Annotated in this window: 3 protein-coding genes; all 3 read right to left on the reverse strand. The window is 65.0% G+C overall.

What is annotated here, in order from left to right; translation table 11 throughout:
* Window positions 1-847: recombinase RecA (gene recA / locus VGD20_RS14050; RefSeq protein ID WP_331135046.1), on the reverse strand; the 847-nt coding region annotated here is incomplete at its 3' end.
* Between the two features lie 120 nt (window positions 848-967).
* Window positions 968-1,321, reverse strand: a complete 354-nt coding sequence (locus VGD20_RS14055) for a response regulator (RefSeq protein WP_331135047.1) — start codon at window positions 1,319-1,321, stop codon at window positions 968-970.
* A complete protein-coding gene (locus VGD20_RS14060; RefSeq protein ID WP_331135048.1) occupies window positions 1,311-3,662 on the reverse strand; it encodes a hybrid sensor histidine kinase/response regulator in 2,352 nt (783 codons plus the stop codon). The genes VGD20_RS14055 and VGD20_RS14060 overlap by 11 nt, the downstream gene beginning before the upstream one ends.
* Between the last annotated feature and the right edge of the window lie 78 nt (window positions 3,663-3,740).

The following is a 3,740-nucleotide window of genomic DNA, read 5'->3' on the forward strand; positions in this document are numbered from 1 at the left end:
TGGAGATGCCTTCGCCATACATGATGTCGAATTCGACCTGCTTGAACGGCGGCGCGACCTTGTTCTTGACGACCTTCACGCGGGTCGCGTTGCCGACGATTTCGTCGCGATCCTTGACCTGGCCGGTGCGACGGATGTCGAGGCGGACCGAAGCGTAGAATTTGAGCGCGTTGCCGCCAGTCGTGGTTTCGGGATTGCCGTACATCACGCCGATTTTCATGCGCAGCTGGTTGATGAAGATCACCATGCAGCGCGAGCGGCTGATCGAGCCGGTGAGCTTGCGCAGAGACTGCGACATCAGACGCGCCTGGAGGCCGACGTGGCTGTCGCCCATTTCACCTTCGATTTCGGCGCGCGGAACGAGCGCGGCGACCGAGTCGACGACGAGCACGTCGATCGCGTTCGAACGCACGAGCGTGTCGACGATTTCGAGCGCCTGCTCGCCCGTGTCGGGCTGCGACACGATGAGTTCGTCGATGTTGACGCCGAGCTTGCGCGCATAGACGGGGTCGAGCGCATGTTCGGCGTCGACGAAAGCGACGGTGCCGCCGGTCTTCTGCGCTTCGGCGAGCGTGTGTAGCGCGAGCGTCGTCTTGCCCGAGCTTTCGGGGCCGTAGATTTCGATGACGCGGCCGCGCGGCAAACCGCCGACGCCGAGCGCGATGTCGAGGCCGAGCGAGCCGGTCGAGATCGCCTCGACCTGCATGGCTTCCTTCGAGCCCAATTTCATTACCGAGCCCTTGCCGAACGCGCGATCGATCTGCGCGAGCGCGGCGTCGAGCGCCTTCTGCCTGTCCGTGTTGTTCACTGATTTCCCCGATTCGACGAGTGACAATTGTCCGGCCATGACCGTCCCTTTCCAGCTCTAGAGCGACAGCAGAAGCATCGCAACGCCGGAACTATGTGCCACATTTGTTCTCATGGAACAAGAGGAGAACAAAATTAATTCGCTTGAACGAAATGCGCGCTATTCCGAGCCAAAATCTTCGAGAGCGGCCTCGATATCGCTGATCCGGAACGGTTTCGCGATCAACTTGCGATGCGCGTGAGCAGGCGGAATGACGTCGCCCCCGCCCGAGGTGAAAGCAAAGGGAATGCCGCGCTCCGCCAAAGCATCGGCGACCGGCCAGCCCTTTTGATCGCCAAGGTTGATGTCGACGAGCGCACCGCCCAGCGGTTCGGCCGCGATAAAAGCCAGCGCCTCTTCGTTGCTCGTCGCCTGGGCGGGTTCGGGAAGATCGAGCGCGTCGAACATGTCGGCCAGCATCATGCCGATCAACACATCGTCCTCGACGAGCAGAATGCGGCGATTACTGGCCATTTGGCACCCGGTGGGCAGCGTCGTCGAGCGCCGCCGAAGTCGCCTCGGCAAGCTGCGCGACCGAGAAGGGTTTGGGCAGGAAGGCGACGTCGTCGATGTCGATCGACTGCCGGAGCTGCTCCTCGGCATAACCCGACATGAACAGGACCGGCAGGTCGGGCCGCCTGGCGCGCATCGCACGCACCATCGCCGGGCCGTCCATCGTCGGCATCACCACATCGCTGATGATCAAATCGACCTTCTCCATTTGCGCAAACCGTTCGAGCCCCTCTTCACCCTGCGAGGCGGTGACGACGCTGTAACCCGCACGGGCCAGCGCGCGTTCCGCGACGGCGCGCACCATATCCTCATCCTCGACGAGCAGGATCGTGCCAGTACCCCATTGGCTCTTTTTCGGCTTGGCCGGCGGCGGCACAACAACCGGCGCATCGCCATCGGCGCGATGGACGGGCAGATAGATCGAGAAGCTCGTCCCCTGCCCCGGTTTGCTATCGGCAAAGATGAAACCCGCCGACTGCTTGATGATCCCGTAAACGGTCGACAGGCCGAGCCCCGTCCCCTTGCCGACGTCCTTGGTCGTGAAGAAGGGCTCGAAAATCTTTGGCAGCACGTCGGCGGGAATCCCGGTACCCGTATCGCCGACCTTCAGCGCGCAGTAATCGGCAGGCGGCATGAACTCATTGCCCATCTGCCGTACCTCGGCGGCCGATACGGGATAGGTTTCGATCGTCAGCGTCCCCCCGCCCGGCATTGCATCGCGTGCGTTGACCGCGAGGTTGATGATCACCTGCTCGAGCTGCCCCGGATCGGCGCGCACCGCCCCGAGACCGCGACCATGATGCACCGACAGCTGGACGGTCTCACCGATCAGCCGCTTGAGCAGGTGCGACACTTCCGAAATCACGTCGGGTAGCTGCAATATCTGCGGGCGCAGCGTCTGTTGCCGCGAGAAGGCCAGCAATTGCCGCGTCAGGCTGGCAGCGCGATTGGCGTTGCTGCGGATCTGCTGGATATCGTCATAGTCGCTGTCGCCAGGCGTATGGCGCATCAGCATCAGATCGCACGCGCCGAGAACGGCGGTCAGGATGTTGTTGAAATCATGCGCGACGCCGCCGGCGAGCTGGCCGACCGCCTGCATTTTCGATGCCTGCGCGACCTGGCGCTTGAGGCGCGATTCCTCGCTCGAATCCTTGAGGCTGAGCAGCACCGCCGCCTCGCCCAGCCCGCGGACGCCGACGACGCGCATCGACACCGGGTCGCCGCTTTGTCCGGCGAGCCGGATCGACAGATCGCCGCCGACCTGCTGCCCGCTGCTGTGGCGGCGGATCATGTCGGCGAGAGCCCCCTTGTCTTCGCCGACGACGATATCGCCGGGGTAGCGCGGCATCTTGCCCTCGGGCAGGCTTGCGGCACGCACGAAAGCGCGGTTCATGTAAAGGAAGCGCCCGTCGCGATCGACCATCGCGAGACCGAAGGGCAGCAGCGACAGCAAGGTTTCGACATAGGTCTGGGCGGTGCCGCGGTCGGTCGGCCCCATCTCCTCGTCAAGCATCGCGAGCAGCATCGGGGTATTCGCATCGACCGGAGCAAGCGGGATCTGGATCATGCGCACCGGAGTCGCACGATCGCCTTCGCGCGCAAAATAGAGCGCCCCGGCGTCATCGAGCCGGATCATTGGAGCGACGTCGCGGCCGGCATAATGAACCGCGCTATCCTCCCCCAGCGCACGAAGCAGGAAAGCCTGGTTGGCGACGCGGAGCCGCCCTTCGGCGCTGACGAGCGCGGCCATCACCCCGGCATGGCCCAGCGTGCGGCCGGCAGGACCGTCGAGGTGGCGAGTGATTTCGGACGCAAGATCGAGCCGCTCGACCGCCGCGAACCGCCAGACGAGGTAATCCTCGGACTGCCCGGTGCGCGTTACCTGCGCACGCAATTGCAGCGGGCCGACCGCGATATCGTCGGCATGGCCTTCGCCGTCGCGCCAGGCGACGCGGCCGGCGTTTTTCAGCACCTCGGCGCCGCGCCCTTCAAGCGGCAGGCCGGGCGGCGTCACGAAACCGTTGAACCAGGTCCCGAAAAGATCGTTGGCGCAAACCATCCGCCCCGCGCGATCGGTCACCGCGATTGCGACGTCGTCGTGATGGACCGCCTGGCGCAGCATCGTCCAGTCAGGCGCGACCGCCTCGCCGGTCACGGCCGCCGGGAAAAGCCGGCGTGCGAGCAGCACACCGCCCGCGGCAACGGCAAGCCCGGCGAGGAAGCCGACCGCCAGTATCGCATCGCGCGTCGCCCAGAACAGCAGCGCTGCGGACAGGAAAGCCAGCCCGCCAAGCAGCGTCATATCGAGCCGCGACAGCACCGCCGGGGCCCCGAGCGGCCCGGCGGGGCCCGCCCCCCTGATGAAATCACCATCAGCGGA

The sequence above is a fragment of the Sphingopyxis sp. genome (assembly GCF_036402335.1).
Taxonomy (GTDB): Bacteria; Pseudomonadota; Alphaproteobacteria; order Sphingomonadales; family Sphingomonadaceae; genus Sphingopyxis.